This window comes from Pseudonocardia xinjiangensis (genome assembly GCF_050948425.1).
GTDB lineage: Bacteria > Actinomycetota > Actinomycetes > Mycobacteriales > Pseudonocardiaceae > Pseudonocardia > Pseudonocardia xinjiangensis.
The window spans coordinates 6825198-6850026 of sequence record NZ_CP192009.1 but is presented as its reverse complement, the minus strand read 5'-3'; the positions used below and the strand labels follow the sequence as shown (position 1 = coordinate 6850026).

At 72.4% G+C, this 24829-nt stretch carries 22 protein-coding genes; 15 read left to right on the top strand and 7 right to left on the bottom strand.

All coding sequences use genetic code 11. The features are described from left to right. The 4 genes from ACQPZA_RS32230 to ACQPZA_RS32215 form a co-directional block, all read right to left on the bottom strand. The gene (locus ACQPZA_RS32230; protein ID WP_433275829.1) at nt 1–942 is read right to left on the bottom strand and encodes an ABC transporter ATP-binding protein; all 942 of its coding nucleotides are present in this window, start codon (nt 940–942) and stop codon (nt 1–3) included. Next, nucleotides 939–1775 carry an ABC transporter permease gene (locus tag ACQPZA_RS32225; protein WP_433275827.1) on the bottom strand — a complete coding sequence of 279 codons (837 nt, stop codon included), beginning with the start codon at nt 1773–1775 and terminating at the stop codon, nt 939–941. The genes ACQPZA_RS32230 and ACQPZA_RS32225 overlap by 4 nt, the downstream gene beginning before the upstream one ends. 64 nt (nt 1776–1839) lie before the next feature. After that, nucleotides 1840–2625, bottom strand: a complete 786-nt coding sequence (locus ACQPZA_RS32220; protein WP_433275825.1) for an ABC transporter permease — start codon at nt 2623–2625, stop codon at nt 1840–1842. Nucleotides 2626–2776: 151 nt separating this feature from the next. Beyond that, on the bottom strand, nt 2777–4990 hold the full coding sequence (locus tag ACQPZA_RS32215; protein WP_433275823.1) for an NADP-dependent isocitrate dehydrogenase: 2214 nt from the start codon (nt 4988–4990) through the stop codon (nt 2777–2779). Nucleotides 4991–5209: 219 nt separating this feature from the next. Between ACQPZA_RS32215 and ACQPZA_RS32210 the strand changes: the two genes are divergently transcribed. The 4 genes from ACQPZA_RS32210 to ACQPZA_RS32195 all read left to right on the top strand — a co-directional run bounded on the left by ACQPZA_RS32210 (nt 5210) and on the right by ACQPZA_RS32195 (nt 8381). Next, nucleotides 5210–5557, top strand: coding sequence for an SH3 domain-containing protein (locus ACQPZA_RS32210; protein ID WP_433275821.1), 348 nt, complete (start codon nt 5210–5212; stop codon nt 5555–5557). 14 nt (nt 5558–5571) lie between these two features. Continuing rightward, a complete protein-coding gene (locus ACQPZA_RS32205; RefSeq protein ID WP_433275819.1) occupies nt 5572–6363 on the top strand; it encodes an exodeoxyribonuclease III in 792 nt (263 codons plus the stop codon). Further along, complete coding sequence (locus tag ACQPZA_RS32200) at nt 6360–7781, top strand: serine/threonine-protein kinase (protein ID WP_433275817.1); 1422 nt, start codon at nt 6360–6362, stop codon at nt 7779–7781. Before ACQPZA_RS32205 ends, ACQPZA_RS32200 begins: the two co-directional genes overlap by 4 nt. 108 nt (nt 7782–7889) lie before the next feature. Further along, complete coding sequence (locus tag ACQPZA_RS32195) at nt 7890–8381, top strand: YbaK/EbsC family protein (RefSeq protein ID WP_169398772.1); 492 nt, start codon at nt 7890–7892, stop codon at nt 8379–8381. Nucleotides 8382–8480: 99 nt separating this feature from the next. On the opposite strand, the gene ACQPZA_RS32190 is transcribed toward ACQPZA_RS32195, so the two are convergent. Beyond that, nucleotides 8481–9182 carry an NAD(P)-dependent oxidoreductase gene (locus ACQPZA_RS32190; RefSeq protein ID WP_433275815.1) on the bottom strand — a complete coding sequence of 234 codons (702 nt, stop codon included), beginning with the start codon at nt 9180–9182 and terminating at the stop codon, nt 8481–8483. 22 nt (nt 9183–9204) lie between these two features. Then, nucleotides 9205–9918, bottom strand: a complete 714-nt coding sequence (locus ACQPZA_RS32185) for a hypothetical protein (RefSeq protein ID WP_433275814.1) — start codon at nt 9916–9918, stop codon at nt 9205–9207. Between the two features lie 70 nt (nt 9919–9988). On the opposite strand from ACQPZA_RS32185, the gene ACQPZA_RS32180 reads away from it, so the two are divergent. The 10 genes from ACQPZA_RS32180 (at nt 9989) to yhjD (ending at nt 21580) form a co-directional block, all read left to right on the top strand. Then, on the top strand, nt 9989–10462 hold the full coding sequence (locus tag ACQPZA_RS32180; protein WP_433275812.1) for a MarR family winged helix-turn-helix transcriptional regulator: 474 nt from the start codon (nt 9989–9991) through the stop codon (nt 10460–10462). A gap of 77 nt (nt 10463–10539) precedes the next feature. Then, the gene (locus ACQPZA_RS32175) at nt 10540–11592 is read left to right on the top strand and encodes an iron-siderophore ABC transporter substrate-binding protein (RefSeq protein ID WP_433275810.1); all 1053 of its coding nucleotides are present in this window, start codon (nt 10540–10542) and stop codon (nt 11590–11592) included. Between the two features lie 99 nt (nt 11593–11691). Continuing rightward, nucleotides 11692–14292: a bifunctional FO biosynthesis protein CofGH gene (locus ACQPZA_RS32170; protein ID WP_433275809.1), complete on the top strand. Its 2601-nt coding sequence runs from the start codon at nt 11692–11694 to the stop codon at nt 14290–14292. Between the two features lie 208 nt (nt 14293–14500). Continuing rightward, nucleotides 14501–15739: an amidohydrolase family protein gene (locus ACQPZA_RS32165; protein ID WP_433275807.1), complete on the top strand. Its 1239-nt coding sequence runs from the start codon at nt 14501–14503 to the stop codon at nt 15737–15739. Next, nucleotides 15736–16731, top strand: a complete 996-nt coding sequence (locus ACQPZA_RS32160; protein WP_433275805.1) for an isopenicillin N synthase family dioxygenase — start codon at nt 15736–15738, stop codon at nt 16729–16731. Before ACQPZA_RS32165 ends, ACQPZA_RS32160 begins: the two co-directional genes overlap by 4 nt. Before the next feature lie 22 nt (nt 16732–16753). Then, nucleotides 16754–17935: an amidase family protein gene (locus ACQPZA_RS32155; RefSeq protein ID WP_433275803.1), complete on the top strand. Its 1182-nt coding sequence runs from the start codon at nt 16754–16756 to the stop codon at nt 17933–17935. A 61-nt stretch (nt 17936–17996) separates the two neighbouring features. Continuing rightward, complete coding sequence (locus tag ACQPZA_RS32150) at nt 17997–18167, top strand: hypothetical protein (RefSeq protein ID WP_169398779.1); 171 nt, start codon at nt 17997–17999, stop codon at nt 18165–18167. A gap of 39 nt (nt 18168–18206) precedes the next feature. Then, complete coding sequence (locus ACQPZA_RS32145; RefSeq protein ID WP_433275801.1) at nt 18207–19433, top strand: CoA transferase; 1227 nt, start codon at nt 18207–18209, stop codon at nt 19431–19433. 64 nt (nt 19434–19497) lie between these two features. Then, nucleotides 19498–20523: a tryptophan--tRNA ligase gene (gene trpS / locus ACQPZA_RS32140; RefSeq protein WP_433275800.1), complete on the top strand. Its 1026-nt coding sequence runs from the start codon at nt 19498–19500 to the stop codon at nt 20521–20523. A 10-nt stretch (nt 20524–20533) separates the two neighbouring features. After that, a complete protein-coding gene (gene yhjD, locus ACQPZA_RS32135; protein ID WP_433275799.1) occupies nt 20534–21580 on the top strand; it encodes an inner membrane protein YhjD in 1047 nt (348 codons plus the stop codon). Between the two features lie 118 nt (nt 21581–21698). Here the strand turns inward: yhjD and ACQPZA_RS32130 are convergent, their stop codons facing one another. Further along, the gene (locus ACQPZA_RS32130; protein ID WP_433275798.1) at nt 21699–22853 is read right to left on the bottom strand and encodes a D-alanyl-D-alanine carboxypeptidase family protein; all 1155 of its coding nucleotides are present in this window, start codon (nt 22851–22853) and stop codon (nt 21699–21701) included. Nucleotides 22854–23625: 772 nt separating this feature from the next. Between ACQPZA_RS32130 and ACQPZA_RS32125 the strand changes: the two genes are divergently transcribed. Continuing rightward, complete coding sequence (locus ACQPZA_RS32125) at nt 23626–24759, top strand: BMP family lipoprotein (protein WP_433275797.1); 1134 nt, start codon at nt 23626–23628, stop codon at nt 24757–24759. Nucleotides 24760–24829: the final 70 nt, after the last annotated feature.

The window sequence follows — 24829 nt, the reverse complement described above, 5'->3', positions numbered from 1 at the left end:
TCAGCGCGCGTAGAGCGTCCGGACCAGGTCCTCGATGGACGGCTCGACCACCGAGACGTCGCGCAGCTCCACCCGCTGCGCCACGGTCGCGATCAGCTCGGCGGCCGTGGTCGCGCCTGGGGAGAACTCCAGCCGTTGCCGCAGACCCTGGGCCTCCACCACGACGTCCACCACGCCGGCCAGGCCGAGCAGCGGCGGGGCCGGCTCGGTGAGCTCGACGACGAGCACGCGGTTGCCGGCGAACCCGTGGCGCAGCGCCGCCAGCTCGTCGTCCACCAGCACGCGGCCCTGGTCGATCACCACCACCCGCCGGCACAGCCGCTCGACATCGGGCAGGTCGTGCGTGGTGAGCAGCAGGGTGACGTCGCCGCGCGCGTTCACCTCCGACAGGAACGAGCGCAGCCGCTCCTTGCTGGTGAGGTCCAGGCCGATCGTCGGCTCGTCGAGCACGAGCAGCTCGGGGGAGTGCAGCAGGGCGGCGGTGACCTCCCCGCGCATCCGCTGGCCCAGCGACAGCTGCCGCACCGGGGTGCGCAGGAAGCCGCCCATGTCGAGCAGCTCGACGCACTCGTCCAGCCGCTTCCGGTGCTGCGCCGGGGGGACGCGGTGGATCGCGGCGTGCAGGTCGAAGCTCTCCGCGAGCGGCAGGTCCCACCACAGCTGGCTGCGCTGGCCGAACACCACACCGATGCGGCGGCCCAGCTCGCGCCGCTCCCGCACCGGGTCGAGCCCGCACACGCTCGCGCGGCCCGCGGTGGGCACGAGCACCCCGGTCAGCATCTTGATCGTGGTGGACTTGCCGGCACCGTTCGGCCCGAGGAACCCGACCGCCTCCCCGCGCTCGACGTCGAGCGTCACGTCCTCCACAGCGGTGACGCGGCGGCGCCGCAGCCTCGTGCCGACGAGGAAGTCGCGGCGTAGCCCGTCGGTCGTGATGATCATGATCCCGTCCCCTGGTAGTGCCGGACACCGGTGCGCCAGACCAGAGCCGCCCCGGCCACCGCGACCGCCGCGACGAGCGGGGAGCTCCACCGCAGCGCCTCGGGCAGCCCGAGCGGGTCGGGGCGGCCCAGCAGCGCGAGGGCCGGGAAGTACGCCACGAACGCCGCCGGCACGGCGTAGCACATGGCCCGCCGCAGCCACGGGCCGTAGATCGTGATCGGGTACGAGGTGGAGAAGCCCGACCCGTAGGTGACGGAGTTCGCCACCTCACGGCCGTCGACCAGCCAGAACGAGACGGCGTTGGCGGCCACCCAGATCGCGGAGAGGATGACCGCACCCACCAGCGGCGCGGTGACGGCGAGCAGCACGCGCCCCGGCGTCCAGTCGATGTCGAGGCTGACCAGCGACCACCCCAGCACCCCCAGTCCGAAGGCGACGCGCCCGAGCCGCTTGAGCGCGACGTCGGCCGACAGCAACTGCGGGAGCGTGCCGAGCGGACGCAGCAGCATCACGTCGAACTCGCCGGTGCGGATGTAGGTGGGCAGCTCCTCGACCTGGCCCACGGTGAGGTCGGCGAGCCCGAACGCGGTGGCGGCCAGCCCGAAGATCAGCACGACCTCGGGCGCCGAGAACCCGCCGAGGGAGCTGACCTGGGTGAACACCACGAGGATCACCACGAGCTCGATGGCCTGCCCGATGAGCTGCGCCACGACGTCGAGCACGAAGGACCCGGGGTAGGCGAGCTGGCTGCGGATCCGCGACGCGACGATCCGCCGGTAGACGCCCCGGCGCGGCCCCGCCGGGATGGAGCCGGGAAAGTTCAGGAAAGCCACTTTCCTGCCCTCTGCGGACTGCAAAGTGGCTTTCCTGAACCTGGCCGGGCCGTCGGCGCCGGGGTCAGCCACCCTGCACCACCAGGCGGCGGGTGCCTCTCGCCAGTACCGCGCGGCCGGCGAGGAGGAGCAGGGCGGCCCAGACCAGCTGGGTGGCCAGCAGCCCGAACGGGTTGCCGCGCTCGGTGAACACGTCGATCGAGCTCTGGAACATCGACGGGAACGGCGTCCACCACAGCACCGCCTGCGCCCACGCCGGGAACCACGCCAGCGGCACCACCAGCCCGCTCAGCACCCCGCCCGCGACACCCCACACGGCCAGCACGCCCCGGGCGTCCAGCAGCCAGAACGCGCTCGCGTTGAGCAGGAACCGGATGCCGAAGCTCACCACCACCGCGAGCACGACGGAGACGGCGAACAGCAGCCAGGTCTCCGGCCGCTCGGGCCAGCGGAACGGGAACAGCAGCGCCCCGACCGCGGCGGGCGGGAGCAGCCGCATCACGACCGCATGGCCGGCGCGGCCGAGGTCGGTGGCGAGCATCGCGGACTGGAGGTCCCATGGCCGCCCGAGGTCGACGACGACGTCCCCGGTGCGGATCCGGCGGGCCAGTTCCTGGTCACCCCACAGCAGCACGACGTTGAGCAGTCCCTGCCCGAGCCAGACGTACGTGACGGCCGTGGCCAGGTCGTAGCCGGCGACCGTGCCGCGTTCGGCCAGTACGGCGGTGAGCACGGCGGCCCGCAGGAGCCCGAAGACGATGTTGGTGGCGAGTCCGGCGACCGTGGCCTGGCGGTAGCTCGCGTAGCGCCGGTAGCCCGCGACGAGGAGCTGGGGATAGGGCGCGAGCACGCCTGTCGACGCTACGGGCGGCCACAACCGGTTTTCACCGGCGCGGTGGCCGCCGGAACCCCGCCCCCCGTTGCAGCAAAGCCACTTTCACGCAACGAGGTTGCATGAAAGTGGCTTTGCTGCAATCCGGGGTGGTGCGGGGTGCGGGCGGCTAGAAGGCCGCGATCGTCTCGTTCAGCGTGGTGCTGGGGCGCATGATCTCGTCCGTCTTCGCCTTGTCGACGTAGTAGTAGCCGCCCAGGTCCACCGGCTTGCCCTGCACGGAGTTGAGCTCGTCGACGATCGTGGACTCCTCGGCGGCCAGGCGCTCGGCCAGCGGAGCGAAGATCGTCGCCAGCTCCGCGTCGTCGGTCTGCTCGGCCAGTGCCTGGGCCCAGTACAGCGCGACGTAGAAGTGGCTGCCCCGGTTGTCCAGCTCACCCGCGCGGCGCGACGGGGACTTCCCGTTCTCCAGCAGCTTCCCGGTGGCGTCGTCGAGTGCCTTGCCGAGCAGTGCCGCGCGGGGGTTGTCGTCCTTCTCGGCCAGGAACTCCAGCGAGACGGCCAGCGCGAGGAACTCGCCGAGGGAGTCCCAGCGCAGGTGGTTCTCGCGCACCAGCTGCTGCACGTGCTTCGGCGCCGAGCCGCCCGCGCCGGTCTCGAACAGCCCGCCACCGTTCATCAGCGGGACGATCGAGAGCATCTTCGCGCTCGTGCCGAGCTCCATGATCGGGAACAGGTCGGTGAGGTAGTCGCGCAGCACGTTCCCGGTGACCGAGATCGTGTCCTCGCCGCGCTTCGTGCGCTCCAGCGTGTACCGCGTGGCCTCGGCGACGGGGAGGATCTCGACGGTCAGGCCGTCGGTGTCCTCCTCGGCCAGGTACGTGCGGACCTTCCCGATCACCTCGGCGTCGTGGCCGCGCGTCTCGTCGAGCCAGAACACGGCGGGCGCGCCGGTGGCGCGGGCGCGGGAGACGGCGAGCTGCACCCAGTTGCGGATCGGGGCGTCCTTGGTCTGGCAGGCGCGCCAGACGTCGCCCTCGGCGACCTCGTGCTCCAGCAGGGTGGTGCCGGCCGCGTCGACCACCCGGACGGTGCCGGCTGCCGCGATCTCGAACGTCTTGTCGTGGCTGCCGTACTCCTCGGCCTTCTGCGCCATCAGGCCGACGTTCGGGACGGTGCCCATCGTGGTGGGGTCGAACGCACCGTGTTCGCGGCAGAACGCGAGGGTCTCGTCGTAGAGCGCGGCGTAGGACGAGTCCGGGATGACGAACTTCGCGTCCTGCTGCTCGCCCTTGGCGTTCCACATCTGCCCGGAGGAGCGGATGGCGGCCGGCATCGAGGCGTCGATGATGACGTCGCTGGGGACGTGCAGGTTGGTGATGCCGCGGTCGGAGTCGACCATGGCCAGCGCGGGACCGCTGTCGTAGGAGGCGGTGATCGCCTTCTCGATGGCCTCGCACTTCTCGGCGGGCAGCTTCTCGAGGGCGGTGAGCACGCTCGCGAGACCGTCGTCGGGGTCGGCACCGACCGACGCGAGGTCCTCGCCGTACTGCGCGAACACGTCGGAGAAGTACGTCTCGACGGCGTGGCCGAACAGGATCGGGTCGGAGACCTTCATCATCGTGGCCTTGAGGTGCACCGAGAACAGCACGCCCTTGGCCTTGGCGTCGGCGATCTGCTCGGCGAGGAACGCCCGGAGCGCATCCCTGCGCATCACCGCGGCGTCGACGATCTCCCCGGCCAGCACCGGGAACGCGGGCTTGAGGACGGTGACCGTGCCGTCCGCCGCCACGTGCTCGATCCGCAGCTCGGTGGGCTCCTCCAGGGTGAGCGACACCTCGGAGTGGCGGAAGTCGCCGTCGCTCATGGTGGCGACGTGCGAGGCCGACTCGCCCGACCACTCACCCATGGAGTGCGGGTGCTTGCGGGCGAAGTTCTTGACCGACGCGGGGGCGCGGCGGTCGGAGTTGCCCTCACGCAGGACGGGGTTGACCGCGCTGCCCTTGACCGCGTCGTACGACGCGCGCGCTGCCTTCTCGGAGTCGGTGCGGGGGTCCTCCGGGTAGTCCGGGATGTCGTAGCCCGCGCCCTGCAGCTCCTTGATCGCCGCCTTCAGCTGGGGGATCGAGGCGCTGATGTTGGGCAGCTTGATGATGTTGGCCTCTGGCGTCTTCGCCAGGTCGCCGAGCTCGGCGAGCGAGTCGGGCACCCGCTGCGCGTCGGTCAGCCGATCCGGGAACTGCGCGAGGATGCGGCCGGCGAGGGAGATGTCACGCGTCTCGACGTCCACCCCCGCCTTGCCGGCGAACGCCTCGATGATGGGCAGGAGCGAGTGCGTGGCGAGCGCCGGTGCCTCGTCCGTGTATGTGTAGATGACCTTCATCGTTGCTTCGGGCCTGCCTCGGGACTGGTCGGACCTGGACGGCGGAGCGCGATGCTCCTTTCCCGACACGCTATCCCCTGTTCCGGACGCCTGTGGGATCGAGTCGGGGACACGACGATCAGACCGGACGACGTCACAATCGCCGAAGATCGTCGGTGGGATCCGGGTGGTCGTTCCGCTACCGTTGGTGCACACCACCGTCCCCCGGGAGACATGGCCGTGGCAAGGTTCAAGGTTCCGAAGCTCGAGAAGAAGACGTTCCGCGGCTGGACCTTCGTGGTGTTCGCCGGCGTGGTGCTCGCGCTCGTCGCGATCATCGACCGCGGCGGCCTCGACGAGCTGCGTACCAGCGCCGACGGGTCCACCGGCTGCCAGCTCGAGGTGGCCGCCGACGAGCTGAACGTGCGCACCGAGCCCAGCGCCGACTCCGCCCTCGTCCAGACGCTCGTCCGAGGCGACCGCGTCGACGGCACCCGGATCATCACCAACGGCTTCCGGCAGCTCGAGGGCAACCGGTGGGCGGCGAGCCAGTTCCTGACCCCGTTGCCGGGTACGAACTGCGCCTGAGGGACGCTGCGGGCGTGCGCACCGTCAGCTCGGTCAACGTCAACGGGGTACGGGCGGCCGCGGCGAAGGGGCTGCTCCGGTGGTTGGCCGGCACCTCGGCCGACGTCGTGTGCCTCCAGGAGACCCGCGCGCAGCTCGACGAGATACCGCCTGCGATTCTCGACGGCTGGCACCTCGCCTACGCCCCGTGTGACAGCGCCCGCGGCCGCAACGGCGTCGCGGTGCTCACCCGGGAGCCGCCGGACGCCGTGCGGGTGGGCATCGGCGCCGCGGAGTTCGACGGGTCCGGTCGTTACCTGGAGGTCGACCTGCCCGGCGTCACGGTCGCGTCGCTGTACCTGCCCAACGGCACCGTCGGCACGCCGCGGCAGGAGGAGAAGGACCGCTTCCTCGCCCTGTTCGCCACCTACCTCGCCGAGCGGCGGGAGAAGGCGGCCGCCGAGGACCGCGAGGTGCTGGTCTGCGGCGACTGGAACATCGCGCCCACCGAGGCCGACATCCGCAACTGGCGTGGCAACGTCAAGAACTCCGGGTTCCTGCCCCACGAGCGGGAGTGGATGGCGGCCCTGTTCGCCTGCGGGTGGGTGGACGTCGTGCGGGCGCTGCAGCCAGGCGTCGATGGCCCGTACTCGTGGTGGTCCTACCGGGGCCGCGCCTTCGACAACGACGCGGGCTGGCGCATCGACCACCACGTCGGGACGCCCGGGCTGGCCGCCCGTGCCGTCTCCGCGGTGGTGGAGCGGGCCGCGAGCCACGGCGAGCGCTGGTCGGACCATGCCCCCGTCACCGTGGTGTACGGGTCATGACCCCGGTCAGCCCGACCCGCCTGATCGGGGGTCGCTACGTGGTGCTGGGCGAGCTCGGCCGCGGCGGCATGGGGATCGTGTGGCGTGCCGAGGACCGGGTGATGGGCCGGCAGGTGGCGGTGAAGGAGCTGCACCTGCCCGACGGCCTCGGCCTCCAGGAGCGACGCTCGTTCCGGGAGCGGCTGCTGCGGGAGGCGCGCACGGCCGGGCGGCTCAACGACCCCGGCATCGTCACCGTCTACGACGTGGTCACCGACGACGGGGTCGACCACATCGTCATGGAGCTGGTGGAGGCCCCCACCCTCGCCGAGGTGGTGGCCAGGCAGGGGCCACTCGACGAGCGGACGGCCACCACCGTGGCCCAGCAGCTGCTGAGCGCGTTGCGGGCCGCGCACGACAACGGCGTGGTGCACCGCGACGTCAAGCCCAGCAACGTCATGCTCGGCCCGAACGGCCGCGTGCGGCTGGCCGACTTCGGGATCGCCCAGGCCGTCGACGACCCGGGGCTGACCACCACGGGCTCGGTCATCGGGTCACCCGGTTACATGTCGCCGGAGCGGCTGGAGGGGGCGCAGGCCACTCCGGCCGCCGACCTGTGGGCGGCTGGCGCGACGCTGTTCCACGCCCTGCACGGCGCCGGCCCGTTCGCCCGGGAGACGGCGGCGGCCACGATCTCCGCCGTGCTGCACGCCGACGTGCCGGCCGCCCGCACCCGCGGGCCGCTCGGAGCGGTCATCGCGGGGTTGCTGCAGCGGTCCCCGCAGGCCCGGCTCACCGGCGTCCAGGCTGCTGCCCTGCTGGCCTCGACGGGCTCGGAGACCGCGCCGATGTTCGGCGGTCCACCGACCACCCAGGCCGCGTCCGCCACCGCGTCCCGCCGGTGGGGGTGGCCGGTGGCCGCGCTGGTGCTGGGCCTGGTGCTGGGTCTGGTGGGCGGGTTCGCACTGGCCGGAGCGGGCGTCTTCGCCCCGGCCGGCCCCGCCGTCACCACACTGACCTACGGCCAGGGCGGTGACGTGCCGGTCTTCGGCTCCATGTCCCGGGCCTGTCTGCAGGGGCAGCTGGCGCCGGGCCGGGCGTTCCCCATCGGCTCCACGGTGAGCTGCGACGGCCCGCACGATCTCGAGATCTTCCAGACCTTCGACCCGTTCGGCACCCAGCGCGAGCTGCCGTATCCCGGGCGCGACCAGCTCGCCGGCTACGCGGGGCAGGCGTGCTCGCTGGTGTTCGACTCGGGGCTGGTCGCCGGGCCGGACAAGGACCGGCTCGAGGTCGCGTCCCTCGTGCCGTCGCAGGCGTCGTTCGAGACGAGGGCCGACTCCTCGTCCAGCTTCACGGGCCGCGACGTCATCTGCCTGCTGCGCGCGTCCGACGGCCGTCAGCTCACCGGCACCCGGATCGCGGAGGACCCGGGCTGAGCGGCTCCCGGGTTGCAGCAAAGCCACTTTGACGCAACCTCGTGGCATGAAAGTGGCTTTGCTGCAATGGGGTCGCTCGCTCGCCGCCCGGCGTGATGGGATGCGGCCATGAGCACCGCCACCCACCGCAACATCGACCTCGTGGTGGCCGCCCTCACCGCGGGCGGCGCCGACCCGTCCCGGATCGCCCGGCTGCGGGTGCTGCCGGACGCCGCCACCACCGCCGCGGCCGCCGCGGCGGCGCTGGGCGTCGAGGTGGGGCAGATCGCCAACTCCCTGGTCTTCGAGATGTCCGGCGGCGTCCCGCTGCTCGTGCTCACCTCCGGCGCGCACCGGGTGGACACGGCCAAGGTCGCGGCGCTCCTCGGGGTGGAACGGGTACGCCGGGCGTCTCCGGAGTTCGTGCGCGAGGCCACCGGGCAGCCCATCGGCGGGGTGGCGCCGGTCGGGCACCCGGCACCGCTGCGCACGCTCGTCGACCGGGATCTGGAGAGCTTCGACGAGGTCTGGGCGGCAGGCGGCATCCCGCACGCCGTGTTCCCCAGCACCTATGCCGAGCTGCTGGCTGTCACCGGCGGAGAGCCGGCGGACGTCGCGTAGGCGGGCGCGGTGGGCGAGCACCACAGACATATGGACACATCTGGCTGTCGGCGGCGCCGGTGCAGCAGCGATATGTGTCCATGACGCGGCCGGGGCGCGTCACCCGCCGATGTGGAGCGCCTCTTTGACGAACACCTTCAGATAGTTGGGGGTGCCCTGGGTGGTGGTCACCTCGATGCAGGTGCGCACGTGCCGGTCGTCGACGGCTTCGCGGAGAAGGAGGTCGGCCAGGTCGGCGCGGGAGGTGAACATTCCGGTCACCCGCTGCGGAGCGACCATGACGCCGTAGTCGCTGACGGCGGCGGTGTCGAACAGCCCTGAGGGCCGCACGATCGTCCAGTCGAGATCGGTGGCGCGGACGATCTGCTCCATGCGGCGAACGTCCTCGTAGACGGACCGTCCCATGCTGAGCAGGACCGGCCCGACGACCCTGCGGAAGAGGAACGTCATCTCCGGCGGAATGTCGGTGTGCACGCCGATGGAGCTGACGCAGACCAGCCGGCGCAGGCCGTGCCGGCTCATCGCTTCCGCGATGTTGCGGGTGCCCTGCGAGAACGTCGTGACCGGCTCCTTGGTGTACGGGACGCCCAGTGTCGAGATCACCCGGTCCTGGCCTGCCACCGCGCGGGCGACCGCGGCCGGGTCGAGAGCATCGCCGCCGCTCACGCGCAGCTGCGGCGCCGTCAGCGGGAACTCGTCGGGCCGCCTGGTCACGGCTGTGACCGTGTGTCCCTCGTCGAGGGCCTGCTGGGTGAGCAGCCGTCCGGTGGGGCCGTTCGCCCCGAACACCACCAGCTTCACGTGCTTCTCCTTCGGTGACCGGTCACGCCGGGCGCAGCAGCAGTGGGAGGAACGTCATCTCATGGGCCCGCAGCCGCGCCCGGACCTGGCCGTAGTAGCTGGGGGAGACGAGCTGGCGCAGCAGGAACGACAGCGGGGGACCGGGCAGCCGCACGTAGTTGACCAGCGCATAGGGGGCGTCGGGCTCCGGGCGCAGCAGGGTGGAGTTGTCCACCCCGAGCACCCCGGCGTACCAGCCGGAGATGTCGTCCCAGGCCGCCTGCGCATCGTCTGCATCGGCAGCGGTGAAGTGGTTGAGCAGGAACGTCGCGTCCCGGGTGCGCTCGGTGTCGCCGAAGCGGCGCACGTTGTGCGCGGTCATCGCCTGCACCACCGGAATGCCGTCGGCCTCGAACCCGGCCCGGAGCGCCGCGAGCGGCGCAGCATCGTCCGGTCCGACGACGGCGCGGGCGAGCACCACCACGTCGAACCGCGGGACCTCGCTGATCGGCGGGATCAGAACCGTCTCAAGCACGGTCGCGTCCGCGAGACCGCCCTGGTCACCGACGCCCGCGTCGTCGAGCAGCGCGTGGCAGCGCGCGATCATCCGGGCGCGCTCGGCGCTGCGGCGCACCCTGGGGCCGATCGTCCTCGGATCGACGCTGAGCCCGAGATAGAGCCAGGTACCCGGGATCGGATCGGTGAACGGGGGTCGGGGAAGGGGCGGGGCGAGGGCCTGCTGATCGGGCCTGGCCATCTCGGTCCTCCGATGCCGTTACTTCGGATTAACAAACACTTTGGATATACGAACCTTATACGCTGGGCTCGTGGCCGACAAGGACGAGTTGCCGAGCGGGGACCAGGTGGCGCAGGTGCTGGGGTACATCCCGCAGATCGGGGCGTACTTCCGGCGCGAGGCCGCCGAGGTTCCGCAGGCGCTCGCCGTGCTGTTCGCCGAGCACCGGCTGACCGCCCGGCACGGCGGCGTGCTGGCCCAGCTCGCTCCGTCGCCACCGCTGAGCGTCACCGAACTGGCGGGCCGGATAGGGGTGTCGCTCTCGACGGCCAGCGAACTGGTCGGCGACCTGAGCCGGGCCGGGGTCGTCGCCCGCCGGGAGGATCCGGACAACCGCAGACGCACTCTGGTCAGCATCTCCGACGACTGGCGTGAGGTCGTGCAAGGCGTCGTCGCCGAGCGCTCCGCGCCACTGATCGCCGCGCTCGGCGACCTCTCCCCGCGCGACCTCGAGGGTTTCGCCCGCGGCCTGGCGGCGTGGGCCCGGGAGGTCCGCCCCCGGTGAGGCGGGCAGGCATCCGGGCGATCGTGACGAATCGGGTTATCCTCTGAGCCGCCCCGATGATCTGCCCTGGAGGCCCCGTGCCCGCCACACTTCGCGAACCCGTTCTCGGCCGCATCACGCGCCGGAGGCTGCTGACCGGCGCGGGTGCGCTGGGCGCGCTCGGGCTGGTGACGGCCTGCGGCGGGGCCACCGACAGCGCGACCGGGGCGTCCCCGGCGTCCGGCACGGGCGGCTTCCCGCTCAGCGTGGAGCACCGCAACGGGACGACCCGGATCCCCGCCGCGCCCCAGCGGGTCGTCACCGTCGGGTACAGCGACCAGGACCCGGTGCTCGCGCTCGGCGTCCGCCCGGTCGGGGTCACCGACTGGTACGGCGACCACCCCTACGCCACCTGGCCGTGGGCGCAGGACGAGCTGGGCGACGCGCAGCCGGTGGTGATGAACCGTGGCACCTTCACCGGCACCCCCGAGTACCGGTACGAGGAGATCGCCGCGATGGCTCCCGACCTGATCATCGGGCTCTACACCGGCATGGACGCCACCCAGTACGAGACGCTTTCGCGCATCGCGCCGACCGTCGGGCCGCCCGCCGGGTTTCCCGAGTGGGGGGCGCCGTGGCAGGAGTACACGCGGCTCGCCGGCCGGGCGCTCGGCCGTCCGGAACGCGCCGACGAGCTCATCGCCGGGATCGACGCCCGGCTCGCCGCCGCCCGCGCCGCACATCCGCAGTTCGAGGGGCGCAGCGCCGTGGTCGCCGAGCGCAACGAGCCGGGGCTGTCCTTCGTCCGGTCGCCCAACGACCAACGCTCCCAGCTGGTCGCCGCTCTCGGCTTCACGATCCCGCCGGAGATCGGTCAGCTCGCCGGTGACCAGGACGGCGCGACGATCAGCGACGAGCAGATGGGTCTGCTCGACCGCGACGTGCTGTTGTGGAACACGGGTTTCAGCCCGGAGGTGCGACCGGAGGTGGAGGCCGCTCCGCTGTACTCCCAGCTGGGCGTGGTCCGGGCCGGGCGCTCGATCTTCGTGGAGGACCCGATGGTCTCCGCGGCGTGGACCTGGGGCACCGTGCTGAGCCTGCCCAGCGTCATCGACTCCCTGGTGGCGCAGCTGGCCGCGGCGGTGAGGTGAGGGCCGGGCTTTCCTCACCCGGGAGCGGGGTGGCGCCCGTCACCCCGGCCGCAGGCACCGTCGGTCGACCGCTCCGATTCTGCGACCTACTGTTCAGGAGTGTCTGATTTCGTGAGCGTGCCGGAGTTGCCGGTCTCTGCCTCCGCCCTGCGTCGAGCGCTGCGCCGGGTCCGTGACGGTGCCGCGCTCGACGTCACCGAGGCAGCCGTGCTGCTGGCCGCACGCGGGGAGGAGCTCGACGAGCTATTGGCCGCCGCGTCCCGGGTGCGGGACGCCGGCCTGGTCGCCGAGGGCCGACCCGGCGTGGTCACCTACTCCCGCAAGGTCTTCATCCCCCTCACCAGGCTCTGTCGCGACCGCTGCCACTACTGCACATTCGCCACGGTGCCGCATCGCGTTCCGTCCGCGTTCCTGGAACGCGACGAGGTGCTGGAGATCGCCAGGGCGGGCGCGGCTGCGGGGTGCAAGGAAGCCCTGTTCACCCTCGGCGACCGCCCGGAGGACCGCTGGCCCGCCGCCAAGGAGTGGCTCGAGGCGCGTGGCTACGGCTCCACGCTCGACTACGTGCGGGCCTGCGCGATCGCCGTGCTGGAGGAGACGGGCCTGCTCCCGCACCTCAACCCCGGCGTGCTGAGCTGGGCGGAGCTGACGCGGCTCAAGCCGGTGGCCCCGAGCATGGGCATGATGCTGGAGACCACGGCCACGCGCCTGTGGTCCGAGCCCGGCGGCCCCCACTACGGGAGCCCGGACAAGGACCCCGCGGTCCGGCTCCGCACTCTGACCGACGCCGGGCGGGTGGGCGTCCCGTTCACCACCGGGATCCTGATCGGGATCGGGGAGAACCGCACCGAGCGGGCCGAGTCGATCTTCGCGATCCGCTCGGCGGCCAGGGCACACGGCCACATCCAGGAAGTGATCATCCAGAACTTCCGTGCCAAGCCCGACACCGCCATGGCGAACGACCCCGACGCCGATCTCGAGGACCTGGCGGCCACCATCGCCGTCGCCCGCGTGGTGCTCGGCCCGAAGATGCGCGTGCAGGCTCCGCCCAACCTCGTCGGCGAGGAGTTCGCGCTCATGCTCCGCGCGGGCATCGACGACTGGGGCGGCGTCTCGCCCGTCACGGCCGACCACGTCAACCCCGAGCGGCCGTGGCCCGCGATCGACGAGCTGGCCGTCCGCTCCGCCGCGGCCGGGTTCACCCTGCGGGAGCGGCTCACCGCCTACCCGAAGTACGTGCTGGCGGGCTCGCCGTGGATCGACACGCGGCTGCACGCGCACGTCGCGGCGCTCGCCGACCCGGAGACGGGACTCGCCAACGCGAGCGCGGCGGTGCAGGGGCGGCCGTGGCAGGAGCCCGACGGCGGGTTCGAGTCGTCCGGCCGGATCGACCTGAACACCGAGATCGACACCGAGGGACGCACCGAGGACCGCCGCGGCGACTTCGAGTCGGTGTACGGCGACTGGAACGAGCTGCGGTCCGAGCTGGCGGCCCACCAGCAGTCGGCGCCGGAGCGGCTCGACTCCGACGTCCGTGCCGGGCTCGTGCTCGCCGCCTCCGACCCGGCGGCGCTGCTCGACCCGGCCCACGAGGCAGCCGCGATGGCGGTGCTCACCGCGGACGGCCGCGCGCTCGAGGAGCTCACGCGGCTCGCCGACCAGCTGCGCGCCGACGTGGTGGGCGAGCCGGTGTCGTACGTCGTCAACCGGAACATCAACTTCTCGAACGTCTGCTACGTCGGCTGCCGGTTCTGCGCGTTCGCCCAGCGCGAGCGCGACGCCGACGCGTTCCGGCTGTCGCTCGACGAGGTGGCCGCCCGTGCCGTGGAGGCCGCGCAGGACGGTGCCACCGAGGTCTGCATGCAGGGCGGCATCGACCCGCAGCTGCCGGTCACCTTCTACGCCGACCTGGTGCGCGCCGTGAAGGCCGCCGTGCCGGACATGCACGTGCACGCGTTCAGCCCGATGGAGATCGTCAGCGCGGCGGCGAAGGCCGGCGTCTCGATCGAGGAGTGGCTCACCGAGCTGCGCGACGCGGGGCTCGGCTCGATCCCGGGCACCGCGGCCGAGATCCTCGACGACGAGGTGCGCTGGGTGCTCACGAAGGGCAAGCTGCCCGCGGCGCAGTGGCTGGAGGTGGTGGGCACCGCCCACCGGCTCGGCATCCCGTCGTCGTCCACGATGATGTACGGCCACGTCGACGAGCCGCGGCACTGGCTCGGCCACCTGCGCACGCTCGCCGTCCAGCAGGACAGGTCGCGCGAGGCGGGCGGCGCGTCGTTCACGGAGTTCGTGCCGCTCCCGTTCGTGCACCACAACGCGCCGATCTACCTCGCGGGCATCGCCCGGCCCGGACCCACCACGCGGGACAACCGCGCCGTGCACGCGTTCGCCCGCCTCGCCCTGCACGGGCGCATCGACCACGTGCAGTGCTCGTGGGTGAAGCTCGGCGACGACCTCTCTGCACAGATCCTGCAGGGCGGCGCCGACGACATGGGCGGCACGCTCATGGAGGAGACGATCAGCCGGATGGCGGGCTCGGAGAACGGCTCGGCGCGCACCGTCACCGAGCTGGCGGCGATCGCGGAGAAGGCGGGACGGCCGGTGCGGCAGCGCAGCACCACCTACCTCGAGCCCGTGGCCCGCGTGGTGCCTGCGGAGCGGCCGGGTCCCCGGCTGATTCCGCTGACCTCCGCCTGACGCGGGTCGTCGCTTTCGGGAGGAATGGCTTCCGCGCCGACCGGTCGATTCCTGAACAATGGACGACTCCGGGGCGTGATGCCATTCCTCCCGATGAGCGTGGTCTTTTCACGTGCCGGTTACATCAGGTCGCGCGCGGTTTCCGGGAAAACTCCTACCGTGGACGGGGCGAACGCGCCAGGAGCGTCGCCGTCCGGACGGGAGCGCGATGCTGGAGCTGGTGGTGCGCCGGGCCCGGACGCCGGACGGCGGCGCGGCGCCGGTCGACATCGGGATCGAGGCCGGGCGCATCGTCGCCGTCGAGCACCACCTCGACGCCGAGTGCCCCGAGCTGGACGCGGGCGGCCGCCTGGTGGTGCCGGGGCTGGTGGACACGCACCTGCACCTGGACAAGTCGCGCACCGCCGACCGCTGCGTGCAGACCGAGGGCACGCTGGCCGAGGCGATCCGGGAGACGGCGCGGATCAAGGCCGCGTTCACGGAGGACGACGTCTACGAGCGGGCGCGCGCCACGCTGGAGGACTGCGTCCGGCACGGCACCACGCGGGTCCGCACCCACGTCGAGGTCGATCCCGTGGTGGGCCTGCGCGGGCTCGACGCCGTGCACCGGCTGGCCGCGGATCTCGCCTGGGCCGTGGACGTGCAGGTCTGCGTCTTCGCGCAGGAAGGGCTCACCGACTCCGCGGGCACCGACGCGTTGCTCGTCGAGGCGCTCGAACGGGGCGCGCCGGTGGTCGGAGGTGCGCCGTACGCCGACGTCGACCCCTCGGGCCAGCTCGACCGCGTGTTCGAGCTCGCCCGCCGCTACGACGTGGACGTCGACCTGCACCTCGACCTCGCCGAGACCGCCGAGGGGATGCAGCTGGCCGATGTCTGCAAGCGCACCGTCGCGCAGGGCTGGGAGGGGCGGGTGACGGTCGGGCACGTCACGCAGCTCTCCCTGGTGCCGCCCGCCGAGTACGCCGCCCTGTGCGAGCTCGTGGCCGGGTCCGGGGTGGCGATGACCGTGCTGCCCGCGACCGACCTCTTCCTGATGGGCCGCGCCGCCGGCGCCGCCAGGCCACGTGGGGTGGTGCCTCTCGGGCCGCTGCTGGCGGGCGGTGCGACGTGCTCGGTGGCCACGAACAACGTGCTCAACGCCTTCACACCGTTCGGTGACGGCTCTCTCGTCCGGATGGCGAACCTCTACGCCAACGTCTGCCACGCGGGCAGTCGCGCGCAGCTGCGGGAATGCCTGGAACTGGTCACGACGAGCGCCGCGCGGGTCCTGCGCGCACCGGACTACGGCATCCGGCCAGGAGCCCGCGCCGACCTCGTGTGCCTCGACGCGGCCGACGAGGCCGGCGCCGTCGCTCGCGTGGCCCCCGCCTGCTGGGGACTCAAGAACGGCCGTCCCTCGTTCACCCGGGGTCTGCCGGTCCTGCACCGACCAGGAGGAACCGCATGACGCTGCTGTCCGTACCCCTGATCGACATCGCCCCCTTCCGGAACGGGAGCCCGGCTGACCGCGCGGCAGTGGCCGCCGCGGTGGACGCCGCCTGTCGCGACATCGGTTTCCTCGTCATCTCCGGCCACGGTGTCCCCGAGCGCAGGCTCGCCCAGATCGGCGACGTCACCCGCCGTTTCTTCGATCTCCCGATCGAGGAGAAGCTGCGGGTCCGGCGGCCGGCTCCGGACGTCTCGCGGGGCTACGTGGGCATCGAGGGCGAGTCGGTCGGACGGTCCCGCGACGCCGCCGTCACGACAGGCGACCTCAACGAGAGCTTCATGATCGGCCCCGTCGACCTGCCCGACCCCGACTACGCCGGCTCGGCCGCGGCGGGTACGCACTTCGCGCCCAACCTCTGGCCCGAGGAGCCTGCCGAGCTGCGCAGGATCTACTGCACCTACTACCGCGCGATGGGCGACCTGGCAGCGCTGCTCATGGAGATCTTCGCCGTGGCGTTGGAGCTGCCGGACGACTACTTCGCCGACAAGATCGACAAGCCCATCAGCAGGTTGCGGGTGCGCAACTACCCCGAGCCGAAGGTGGCGCCGCTGCCCGGACAGCTGCGGGTAGGCGCCCATTCCGACTACGGCAGCCTCACGATCCTCGCCACGGAGGACCGGCCAGGCGGGCTCCAGGTGTGCAACGCCGACGGCGACTGGGTCGACGTCCCGATCGTTCCGGACGCGTTCGTCATCAACATCGGGGACCTGCTGGCCAGGTGGACGAACGACCGGTGGGTCTCGACGCTGCACCGGGTGGTCAACCCCGACGCGGGTGACGTGGCCGGGAGCCGCCGGCAGTCGGTCATCTTCTTCCACAACCCCAACTACGACGCCGAGATCCGCTGCATCCCGACGTGCGTCGACCCGGGAACGGAGCCCAGGTACGAGCCGATCACGTCAGGGGCGCACCTGCGCAGGCTGTTCGTCGCCACCCAGAACGTCGCCTGAGCACGACTGCGGCCCGGCACCCGTGGACACATCGACATGGCGGATCCTCGCCGATCCGCTCGTCGGCCCGACGGCACCCGGCGTGCTCGACGGGCTCACGGTCGCCGTGAAGGACCTCTTCGCCGTGGCCGGGCAGGTGACCGGCGCAGGCAACCCCACCTGGCTGGCGGAGCAGGACCGCCACGACCGCCACGCCGCCGCGGTGGAGTCGCTGCTAGGCGCCGGGGCGAGCGTGGCCGGCATCGCCCGGACCGACGAGTTCGCCTACAGCCTGGCCGGCCAGAACGCGCACTACGGGACGCCGCCCAACCCCGCCGCTCCCGGCGCGGTGAGCGGTGGGTCGACCAGCGGACCGGCCGCTGCGGTGGCGCTGGGCCAGGTCGACATCGGCCTCGGCACCGACACCGCGGGCTCGATCCGCGTCCCGGCCTCGTACCAGGGGCTGGTCGGTCTCCGGCCGACGCACGGCGCGGTGGCCGCCGAGGGGATGCAGCCGCTCGCGCCGTCCTTCGACACCGTCGCCTGGCTGGCCCGCGAGCCGCGCACGGCGGCACGGGTGGCCGACGTCCTGCTCGCGCACCTGCCCGGGCGCGCCGTGGCACGCCGCACGATCGTCCTGCCCGTACTCGATGCAGGCGTGGCACCCGACATCGTCGCGGCGGCCTCGGACGTGCGGCAGCGGCTCGTCGCCCACGGCGTGCTCGCCGCCGCCGAAGCCGTCGATCTCGACCCCGCCGCGCCTGCCGCCTGGGTGACGGCGTTCCGCACGGTGCAGGCCCACGAGGCGTGGCGCGAGTACGGCGGCTGGATCGACACCCATCCCGGTGCACTCGGTGCCGACATCGCGGGCCGCTTCGCCGTCGGAAAGGCCCTCACGGAGGACGCCGCGCGCGCCGCTCGCGAGACGGTGGCGGCGGCAGGCGGCCTGCTCCGGGACCTGCTCGACGACGCGGTTCTCGTCATCCCGACGACGGCAGGTGGCGCGCCGTTCCCCGACGGCGGCGGGGCCGTCGAGGACGAGCGCTCGGCGACGCTGCGGCTGACCCACCTCGCGTCGGCGGCCGGGACGCCCGCGGTGTCGGTGCCGCTCCTGCGCACCGCCGACGGCCGTCCCGCCGGCCTCTGCTTCGTCGGCGCGCCCGGTACGGACCGGGCGCTGCTCGGGCTCGCCGAGTCCGCGGTCGCGGCGATGACCGGCGCATGACGGCCGCCGCCTGCCGCTCCGGAGCGGACGCCGACGGGGGTGGCGGCCGTATCGTGGGGCCATGGGCATCCTGGGCGAGCTCTTCCCCGGTCAGAAGATCCGTGACGAGTCCGGCGAGTCCGGCAACGGGCAGGAGTGGGAGCTCGGCCCGATCGACCTCGACAAGCGCACCGTCGAGGTCCGCCGGGTCGAGCCGGCCGGTGAGGAGCCGGCGCCCGACTCCGAGAACTGACCCGAGGACCGAACTGTCGTCCACCACCAGGGGAACCGGATGAGCCGCCCGCTCGAGGGCCTGCACGTGGTCGAGTGCGCGAGCTTCGTCGCGGGCCCGACCGGCGGGATGACCCTCGCCCAGCTCGGCGCCGACGTCGTCCGCGTCGACCCGATCGGCGGTGGCAGCGACCAGCACCGCTGGCCCGTGGCCGGCAACGGGACGGGCGGTGCGCAGGCCGAGTCGTACTACTGGGCGTCGCTGAACAAGGGGAAGCGCTCGGTGGCGCTCGACCTGCGCTCCGCGGAGGGCCGGGAGCTGCTCACCGCACTCGTCACGGCGCCGGGACCGGACCGCGGCGTGCTCGTCGACAACGTGGTCGGGCGCCGCTGGATGGCCAACGACGTGCTCGTCGCCCGCCGTTCCGACCTGATCCACGTGCGTGTCCAGGGCTACCCCGACGGGCGTCCCGCGGTGGACTACACCGTCAACGCGGAGGTGGGGATCCCGCAGATCACCGGGCCGGAGGAGGGCGGCGCGCCCGTCAACCACGTGCTGCCTGCCTGGGACTTCACGGCGGGCCTCAGCATCTCCACCGCCGTGCTCGCCGCCCTGCACGACCGGGGGCGCACGGGGCGGGGCGCGTACATCGAGCTGGCTCTGTCGGACGTGGCGCTGGCCGGTGTCGCCAACCTGGGCTGGCTGTCGGAGGCGGCCGAGCGCGGCCGGGAGCGGCCGCGGCACGGCAACCACGTGTACGGCAGCTTCGGCGTCGACTTCGCCTGCTCGGACGGCCAGCGGGTGATGGTCGTCGCGCTCACCGAGGGACAGTGGGACGCGCTGCGCAAGGTCACGGGCACGGCCGCCGTGTTCGCCGCGCTGGAGACGGCACTGGAGGCCGACCTCAACCGCGAGTCGGAGCGCTACCGGCTCCGGGAGACGATCGCGGCGATCCTGCGGCCGTGGTTCGCCGCCCGCGACCTGGCGCGGGTCAGCGAGGAGCTCGACGCCGCCCGGGTGCTCTGGGGCCGCTACCGGGGCATGACCGAGGTGGTCGCCGCCCACCGCCAGGGCGCCCACCCGGTGCTCGCCGACATGTCCCTCCCGAGCGGCGCGGAAGCGATCACCGCCCGCTCGCCGCTGCGCTGGAACGGCGACCACGGGGCGCCCGGCGAGACGCCGGAGCTCGGCCGCGACAGCGAGCAGGTCCTCGCCGAGGTCCTGGGCCTCGACGCCGCCGAGATCGGCAGGCTCGTCGACGCGGGCACCGTCGCCGGAGCCGGCTGACCCATCGCTGTGGCGCCGGGCACCGGCCCGTCACCCCGAGGACCGCAGTTGCGAGAATCGAGGCATGACCGCAGCCACCGACCGCCGCCCGCGGGTGCTCTCCGGCATCCAGCCGACCGCGGAATCGTTCCACCTGGGCAACTACCTCGGTGCGATCCGGCAGTGGGTGGCGTTGCAGGACGACCACGACGCGTTCTACTTCGTCCCCGACCTGCACGCGATCACCGTGGAGCACGACCCGAAGACCCTCGCCGCCCGCACCCGCAACTCGGTGGCGCAGCTGCTGGCTCTCGGCCTCGACCCCGACCGGTGCACGATCTTCGTGCAGTCCCACGTCTCCGAGCACACGCAGCTGGAGTGGGTACTGGGCTGCATCACCGGCTTCGGTGAGGCCAGCCGGATGACACAGTTCAAGGACAAGTCGGCGCGGCAGGGCTCCGACGAGCGGGTCACCGTCGGCCTGTTCACCTACCCGATCCTGCAGGCCTCCGACATCCTGCTCTACCAGCCCGAACGGGTGCCGGTGGGCGAGGACCAGCGCCAGCACGTGGAGCTCACCCGCGATCTCGCCCAGCGGTTCAACTCCCGCTTCGGCAAGGCGCTCACGGTGCCGCAGCCCTACATCCTCTCCGGGGCCGCCAAGATCCAGGACCTGCAGGACCCCACGGCGAAGATGAGCAAGTCGGCATCGAGCCCGTCCGGGATCGTCGAGCTGCTCGACGACCCCAAGGTGAGCGCGAAGAAGATCCGCTCCGCAGTCACCGACACCGAGCGGGAGATCCGGTTCGACCCGGAGGCAAAGCCCGGCGTCTCCAACCTCCTGACCATCTACTCCGCCCTCACCGACCGCAAGATCTCCGAGCTCGAGGCGGAGTACGCCGGCAAGGGCTACGGCGACCTGAAGAAGGATCTCGCCGACGTCGTCGCGGACTTCGTTGATCCGCTGCAGGATCGGGTACGCACGTATCTGGACGACCCGGCGGAGCTCGACCGGGTGCTCGCCCGCGGCGCCGCAAGGGCGCGGGAGGTCGCCGGGGCCACGCTGGCCGCCGTCCACGAGAAGATCGGGTTCCTGCCACCGACAGGATGAGGTGAGGCGCGTGGCCGCCCCCGCAGCGAAGGCGAAAGCAGCAGGGCCGTCGAGGCTCGAGAAGCTGCGGGCGCGCCACAGGTGGATCGACCATCTCGTGCGCGCGGGCGGGCGCTACACCGACCGCCACGGCGACCACTACGCCGCCGCCATCACGTACTTCAGCGTGCTGTCGCTGGTCCCGCTCGTGATGGTCGCGTTCGCCGCCGCCGGCTACGTGCTGTTCTTCCGTCCCGAGCTGCTGGCGCAGCTCCAGGCGGGGATCTCCAAGAACGTGCCTGCCGGGTTGGAGGGCGTGATCAACCCGATCATCGACGGGGCGATCGCGTCACGCAACGCCGTCGGGGCGGTCGGTCTGCTCGCGGCGCTGTACTCCGGCATCGGCTGGATGTCCAACCTGCGGGAGGCGCTGTCGGAGCAGTGGGGACAGGTACCGGCCACCCCCGCCCTGCCCAAGCGCATCTTCTTCGACCTGCTCACGCTGATCGGTCTCGGGCTGGCGCTGGTCGGTTCGTTCGCCATCACCGGGCTGGCGTCGGGGTTCGCCGCCACCCTGCTCCGGCTCGTCGGGCTGGCCGACCAGGGCTGGGCAGCGGTCCTGCTCACCGTGCTCGGGGTCGTGCTCGGCCTCGTGGCCAACTGGTTCATCTTCCTCTGGGTGATCGCCCGCCTGCCCCGGGAGCACGCCACCCTGCGCAGTGCCGCCAAGGCCGCAGTGCTGGGCGCGGTCGGTTTCGAGGTGCTCAAGCAGGTAATGACCTTCTACCTCGCCTCGGTCACCACCTCGCCGAGCGGGGCGATCTTCGGCCCGCTGCTCGGCCTGCTCGTCTTCGCCTTCTTCGTCTCCCGGTTCATCCTCTTCGTCACGGCCTGGGCCGCCACCGCGGACGAGAACGAGCAGGAGGAACCCGCCCCCGTCCCCGGCCCGGCGGTGATCCGCTCCGAGGTCACGGTGCACTCCGGCCCCACCCGCGGCACGGCCGCCGGCCTGCTCGGCGCCGGCCTCGTCACGGGCCTGCTCGGCAGCCGCCTCCTCCTGGGCCGCCGCCGCGACTGACCCCCCGCCCCCGCCCACCCCACCCCCGCGAGTCGCCCACTTCGGGTGCGCGAGTCGCCCGCCCCGTCCCCGCGAGTCGCCCGTTTCGCGTGCGCGAGTCGCCCGGAACCCGTTGGCCTCAGCTGCGGGACCGGCGCCCCACCGCGACCACGGCGACCGTTGCGCCGACCACGACGGCGATCCCGATCGGCAGGAGGGGAAGTTCCGGCTGGGTGCTCGGCGGGGCCGGCTCGCTCGCTGCCACGGCCGGTGGGGGAGCGTCGCTCGTTGCTGTGGGGGCGACCACCGGTGCCCGGTCCACGAGGGTGCCGACCGGTGTTCTGTCCATCGGCTGGGCGAAGCCCCAGTCCAGGAGCGCCGCAGCCTGTCTCCACATCGGCTCGGGATGCTGCTCGCCACGCATCAGCGCGACCACGAGGCGTCGGCCGCCGTGCTGGGCAGCCCCGACGAGCGTGTGCCGTGCGGCGTCGGTGAACCCGGTCTTCTCACCGAGGGAACCGGGATAGCGGGCCAGCAGCCTGCTGGTGTTCGACAACGCGAACCCCGGCCGGTCGCCGTATCCGGGGAAGGGCACGGACGGCGTGGTGAGCGTGCCGGCGAACAGCGGGTTCCGCATCGCCACGCGGAACAGGACCGCGAGGTCGTAGGCCGACGACGCGATCCCCGGCCCGTCGAGCCCGGATGGCGTGGCCGGGAGCGTGTCGAGCGCACCCACCTCGCGGGCAACGGCGGTCATCCGGGCCAGCATGACGGGGTCGCCGCCGAGCGCGCGGCTGAGAGCCTGGGCGGTGTCGTTGCCGGAGTTGAGGAGCAGGCCGGCCAGCAGTTGGCGCACCGTGTAGCGGCCCCCGGCCCCGATGCCGGCCTTGCTGCCCTCGATCTGCATGTCTTCCGTCGTGGCGCCGACCACCGCGTCCGGGTCGAGGTTCCGCAGCGCGACCAGCGCTGTGAGCACCTTGAGGGTTGACGCAGGCCGGTGCCGCGCATGCGGCGCTCGGGCGGCGAGCACGGCACCCGAGTCCAGGTCGGCCACGACCCACGACGCGGCTCCCACCTGCGGTGCGCCGTCCGTTCCGATCTCCCCGCAGCCACCCAGCTGCGGACCTCCCACCGGCTCGGCCGGCCAGGGCAGCGGCTCCGGTGCAGGCCCGACGACCTCGGTCGGGGCCGGCGGCGGCGGAGGCACCTGCTGACCGGGACAGCCGACCGACGGCCCGGAGGTGATGGGCGCAGCAAGGGCGGCAACCACCGCGATCACGCCCAGGAATCGCACGCTGCGACTCTACGGTCGGGTACCGCCGTGACGGTCGGAGTGACAGGAGCACCCCCCTGTCGCCGAAACCATTCACCCGATGCGGGCGCCCCGGCGACCGAAATGCCCGAATCCGCGTAATCCGCAATCCGTCCTCCGCTCGGTCGGGCCGGACGATAAGGCGGGGGTCAGAGTTGCGCTGCAAGTTCGGCAATGGCGCATTACGCCGCGGCCGCGACGCATGAGCCGGTGCCTTGTGGATCAGAGTCGGCCCGTGAGGTGGACGCGATGCGGGCCGCGGCCGGGCTGAGCACGGACACCCCGGCCTGATCATTCCGAGATCGGCGAATCCGCCCCTGCGAGGGCGGATCTGTGGTTCTCACGGCGATCACCGACCCGGTTCGGCGACATGATCGGTCCGGGATGCGGATGTCCGCCCTTTTGAGGGGCGGATTCGTGACTCTCACCGCGATCAACGGGGCCGGTCGGCGCGGGAGCGGAGGGGCGGAGCGCTCGCCGTGTCTCTGTGCGACTCGCGCCAGAAGCGGGCGACTCGGGCGCGCAAAACGGGCGACTCGCGCGGCGGGAACGGGCGACTCGCGGGGGTGGGGGGTGGCGCGAGGTTGCGGGGGGTGATCCTGTGGTCACCGACCGGAGCCGACGATTCGGTCACGCCGCGGAGTCCTTCGTGTGAACTGATCTGTCGCTCGGCTACGGTCCCTCCGTCGTGCCGTCCGAGATCGGGCCGGCCGGAAACAGGAGGCGTTCTTCAGTGCGGATCAGACGAGGATTCGTGCTGGCAGCTGCCGTGCTGACCAGCGCGCTGGTGGTGGTGGGCTGTGCCCGCGACACCGGGACCACCCAGCCCTCCGCCGGCGGCGGAACCAACGCGGGAGCGTGCGCGAAGAACGCCGCGCCGCAGGTCCCGGCGGGGGGTGCCGCGAACTCGGCGGCGCCCCTGCCGAACGCCGACGCGAGCGGGCTCAAGGTCGGCCTGGCGTTCGACATCGGTGGGCGCGGCGACGCGTCCTTCAACGACGCCGCAGGCGCCGGTCTCGACCGGGCGATCAGCCAGCTCGGCCTGATGAAGCAGAACACCAAGGAGCTGACGGCCGCTCCGAACGAGAGCGAGGACGCCGCGGCGACCCGCCTGCGCCAGCTCGTCAGCGAGGGCTACAGCCCGATCATCACGGTCGGCTTCAAGTACGCCACCGCGCTGAAGACGGTCGCCGCCGAGAGCCCGAACACCAAGTTCGCGATCGTCGACGACAACTCGGTCGAGCTGCCGAACGTGACGCCGCTGGTGTTCGCGGAGGAGCAGGGCTCCTTCCTCGTGGGTGCCGCCGCCGCGCTCAAGACGCAGACCTGCAAGATCGGGTTCGTCGGTGGGGTCGAGCAGCCGCTGATCCAGAAGTTCCAGGCCGGCTACGTGCAGGGCGCGAAGGCGGTGGCCCCCGACATCCAGGTGGACGTCGACTACCTCACCCCGGCCGGTGACTTCACCGGCTTCAGCGACCCGGCCAAGGGCCAGGTCGTGGCCACCGGCCAGCTCGACGGGGGCGCCGACGTGATCTACCACGCCGCGGGCGCGTCCGGTCAGGGTGTGTTCCAGGCCGTGAAGGCCGCGGGCAAGTCGGCCATCGGCGTCGACTCCGACCAGTACAACATCCCGGGCCTGGCCGACGTGAAGGACGTGATCATCACGTCCATGCTGAAGCGGGTGGACGTGGCGGTCTTCGACTACATCAACGCCTCCGCGGCCGGGAACCTCACGACGCTGCCGAAGGTCTTCGACCTGAAGGTGGACGGGGTCGGCTACGCCACGTCCGGCGGCAAGGTCGACGACATCGCCGCCCAGCTCGACGCCTACAAGGCGGCCATCATCAGCGGCGCGATCACGGTCAACTCGACGCCGTCGTCGTCCTGAACCTGGGGCACCATCGGGGGGCCGGGAGCCGCCGCGCGCGGCCCGGCCCCCCGGATCCGCGTCCCCCTTC

What these genes read in the sequence shown, in the direction of transcription:
- ACQPZA_RS32145 (WP_433275801.1), top strand. Translation starts at nt 18,207, where the DNA reads ATGAGCCGCCCGCTCGAGGGCCTGCACGTGGTCGAGTGCGCGAGCTTC.
- ACQPZA_RS32185 (WP_433275814.1), bottom strand. Translation starts at nt 9,918, where the DNA reads ATGGCCAGGCCCGATCAGCAGGCCCTCGCCCCGCCCCTTCCCCGACCC.
- ACQPZA_RS32160 (WP_433275805.1), top strand. Translation starts at nt 15,736, where the DNA reads ATGACGCTGCTGTCCGTACCCCTGATCGACATCGCCCCCTTCCGGAAC.
- ACQPZA_RS32230 (WP_433275829.1), bottom strand. Translation starts at nt 942, where the DNA reads ATGATCATCACGACCGACGGGCTACGCCGCGACTTCCTCGTCGGCACG.
- ACQPZA_RS32195 (WP_169398772.1), top strand. Translation starts at nt 7,890, where the DNA reads ATGAGCACCGCCACCCACCGCAACATCGACCTCGTGGTGGCCGCCCTC.
- ACQPZA_RS32215 (WP_433275823.1), bottom strand. Translation starts at nt 4,990, where the DNA reads ATGAAGGTCATCTACACATACACGGACGAGGCACCGGCGCTCGCCACG.
- trpS (WP_433275800.1), top strand. Translation starts at nt 19,498, where the DNA reads ATGACCGCAGCCACCGACCGCCGCCCGCGGGTGCTCTCCGGCATCCAG.
- ACQPZA_RS32150 (WP_169398779.1), top strand. Translation starts at nt 17,997, where the DNA reads ATGGGCATCCTGGGCGAGCTCTTCCCCGGTCAGAAGATCCGTGACGAG.
- ACQPZA_RS32165 (WP_433275807.1), top strand. Translation starts at nt 14,501, where the DNA reads ATGCTGGAGCTGGTGGTGCGCCGGGCCCGGACGCCGGACGGCGGCGCG.
- ACQPZA_RS32200 (WP_433275817.1), top strand. Translation starts at nt 6,360, where the DNA reads ATGACCCCGGTCAGCCCGACCCGCCTGATCGGGGGTCGCTACGTGGTG.